This window comes from Mesorhizobium sp. M7A.F.Ca.ET.027.03.2.1, assembly GCF_003999175.1.
Classification (GTDB): Bacteria; Pseudomonadota; Alphaproteobacteria; order Rhizobiales; family Rhizobiaceae; genus Mesorhizobium.
In genome coordinates this window covers 1-2144 of the sequence record NZ_RZOM01001057.1, presented here as the reverse complement: position 1 = coordinate 2144, position 2144 = coordinate 1, and the positions used below count along the sequence as shown (strand labels likewise).

Annotated in this window: 2 protein-coding genes; both read right to left on the bottom strand. The window is 61.2% G+C overall.

The window, feature by feature from the left end; genetic code table 11:
* Positions 1 to 262: 262 nt before the first annotated feature.
* The gene (locus EN750_RS31055; protein WP_127399002.1) at positions 263 to 670 is read right to left on the bottom strand and encodes a hypothetical protein; all 408 of its coding nucleotides are present in this window, start codon (positions 668 to 670) and stop codon (positions 263 to 265) included.
* A 255-nt stretch (positions 671 to 925) separates the two neighbouring features.
* Positions 926 to 2023: a glycosyltransferase gene (locus EN750_RS31050; protein ID WP_245482862.1), complete on the bottom strand. Its 1098-nt coding sequence runs from the start codon at positions 2021 to 2023 to the stop codon at positions 926 to 928.
* Positions 2024 to 2144 lie beyond the last annotated feature (121 nt).

The following is a 2144-nucleotide window of genomic DNA, read 5'->3' as shown; positions in this document are numbered from 1 at the left end:
ATCATGATCGGGACGCCATCGAGGCTCTCCGTCCCCAGCGTTGACCGGGGCAGTGGCTTCATCGATAGCTTGCTGGGAGGGATTTTGGTTTCAGGCCGACGGCGGACTGGCAGGGTTCATTGATCCCAGGAATGGCGGCCTGAGGGCAAGAGGCAAGGCGCAACGTCTTGCCAACCTCTCGCCCTCGACTCGCGCCCCCTGGCGAAGACAAGAGCGGCGGATCCTTCATTCAAATCGCGCCGCCACTTTTAGGTCTGATGGTCTAGTAGCGCGAACGGCAGCTGGCGCGCTGGCCGAAACCGCTCGGGCCACAAATCCAAGGCGAACGGCCCAGGAACGGGCCGCCATTGCCCAGACGATAGGAGACCTTCACCGGCGCCGGCCTGCCGACACGCTGCGGCCGCACGAAGGCCGCGTAGGCCTCCTCCCTCGTACGCGTCACCATGGTCGTCTGTGTGAGCGGCTTGCGGTTGAACAGATGCAGCCGCTTCTTCTTGACGTCGTGCACCTTCTTGCCGAGCGTATGCACCACGGACTTTGTGCCGATCGAGCTGGTCTTGGTCGCGTCCTTGCTCTGGCAACCTGAGAGTATCGAGATCAATGCAACGGCGGCAAATGCACAAGCATATTTCGCGCCGATCCTTGCCCTTCTTTCCCTAACTTTGTTCATCATTGTCCCCTACCACGAATATAATTCGTTGCAGCGCGGAGATCTATTTGCTTTATTGGCTTCCGCGCCACGCGAGCAGCCTATCGCCACTCACATCATGGATTGTATATTAGGGGAAACTTATTAAAGATCATGCAAACGACACGATGAACGCGGCCTTTCGGCAATCGATCGGATATAATTAAAGTTTGATCTTTTGGGCTCGCGCCTGCAGCCGTCCAGAGTGCCGGCCCGCTACGCGGACGCCTCCAGCATTCAGCGCCGCGTTTCCCAACCTGGATCGAAGTAGAAATTGCGGCCACCGATGTTGCCCTGGCCGGCGCCGGAAACCACATAGGCGATGCGCACGATGCGCAGGCCACCGGCGCCCTGCTGCAGTCCGTAGACGCCTTCCATGCCGCGATCGTAGAAGCCCGCGGCGGGCACGATCAGCGCCAGCACGGCAAGCGACCCCTGAAAGGCGACTTTCGCCGCATTGGCGCGCAACGGAATCCTGTTTTCGATGACGTGCCTTACGACAATCACAACAACCAGCAGCCCGTAGAGGAAGGCGTTGAAGGCGGCGAACCAGTAGAAGCCGGTGGCATCGAAGGGGTGCTCAACGAGCAGGACAGGCAGTGCCGCGCCGATGGCCAGCGCCACATAGGGAGTGAGGGCGCGAGCCGGCAGAAGGTGCTTGGGGCCGCTGCCCTTGGGCGTGACGCGGAAATCGACGAATGATTTGGTCAGATAGTCGCGGATCGACGACAGCGTGCCGGCCAGCACCCAAGGCCAACGCGCGAAGAAGAGGAACAGCGTGCCTTCCCAGCTGATCGTCTTGGCCGTCATCGGGCGCGAGAGGCCGAACGCCTTCAGCAGCATCACCAGGCCAACCAGCGCGACCGCGTTCGGCAGATAGTAGAACAAAAAGTCGAGATACATGACATTGGCGAAGTTGCGCCCGGTAGACAGCGCATAGACCGGCATGACGTACATCAGCAACGCAAAGACGGCGAACAGCGGATACCAGAGCTGGCAAAAGAGGAATTGGAATCTCAGCCGCGGCGACAGCTTTGGGAGATAGCTCGGCGAATATTCGAGCAGGATCGTCATCAGACTGCGCGACCACTGGAATTCCTGGGTGATGAGGTCGGCGAAGGTCTGCGGGCCATCGCCATGGGCGATGGCGTCGAGCGCATGCACGCCGTGCCATCCGGCCGCGTTGATCAACATGGAGGTGGAGTGATCTTCCGCCAGTTCAGGACCGAGACCGCCCGCCTGCTTCAGCGCCTTGGTCCGCACGGCATAATGCGAGCCGATGCAGAGCGGAGCTCCACCGCCCGTATGGCCGGACTGCAGCGGTCCGTGAAACATCCCTTCCGGAAACAGCCTGCCGCGCGCCGCCCAACTCTCGGCGGCGCGCGCCAGGCTGTTTCCGGAAGGGATGTTTCACGGACCGCTGCAGTCCGGCCATACGGGCGGTGGAGCTCCGCTC

What these genes read in the sequence shown, in the direction of transcription:
- EN750_RS31055 (WP_127399002.1), bottom strand. Translation starts at nt 670, where the DNA reads ATGAACAAAGTTAGGGAAAGAAGGGCAAGGATCGGCGCGAAATATGCT.
- EN750_RS31050 (WP_245482862.1), bottom strand. Translation starts at nt 2,023, where the DNA reads ATGTTTCACGGACCGCTGCAGTCCGGCCATACGGGCGGTGGAGCTCCG.